The 570-nt window shown below is 53.3% G+C and carries 1 protein-coding gene; it reads left to right on the plus strand.

Annotation, left to right across the window (positions count from 1 at the left end; translation table 11 throughout):
- Window positions 1–364: 364 nt before the first annotated feature.
- On the plus strand, window positions 365–570 hold a 206-nt coding region (locus tag HMPREF0183_RS13015; protein WP_005881986.1), incomplete at its 3' end, for a hypothetical protein.

The raw sequence follows: 570 nt of genomic DNA on the forward strand, positions 1-570 counted from the left end.
TGCGCTTCGTCCAAGAGGCATGTTGTGTCCTTGACTGTTTCGAACAGTTCCACAGCGGGACCGTCATACATGTCGTTGCGCGTGTCCGTGTGTGTTGTGGTCATGTGGGGTCACCTCCTTGTGTACCCCCATTCTATTTGCGTTCGAATGCGCGGGTCAAGGATTTTGTTCGTTTTGTTTCTATTTGCGTTCGAACAAGTGGTCAGTCGCACACACACGAAACACGGCTTTCAGAGCCATCGCATGGCGCACTGTTTCACACGCATGATCAAGCTGGATGGGTGAAGGTAAAGACGCCTAGCCAACGCAGAACCTGGCCTAGTTCCTTCATGGAAATAGGGGCACTGAACGAGAGGAAGTGCAGATGTTTACCGCGCATACCAGCAGAGGTTTTGAAGGTGTGAAGGCAACAACGCTTTACTTCGCACAACAGAACAACCTCGGCAGCGACTCCTGCAGCAGTTGGGAAGGCCAGACGGACGCCAAGCCGAACGAAACAGCCCCTGGCGAGCAACGAAACGACGCAAAGCGAGCAAAACTGCGCAATATAACGCGCCGTATCGCTCGCTT

The organism is Brevibacterium mcbrellneri ATCC 49030, from assembly GCF_000178455.1.
GTDB classification, from domain to species: Bacteria; Actinomycetota; Actinomycetes; order Actinomycetales; family Brevibacteriaceae; genus Brevibacterium; species Brevibacterium mcbrellneri.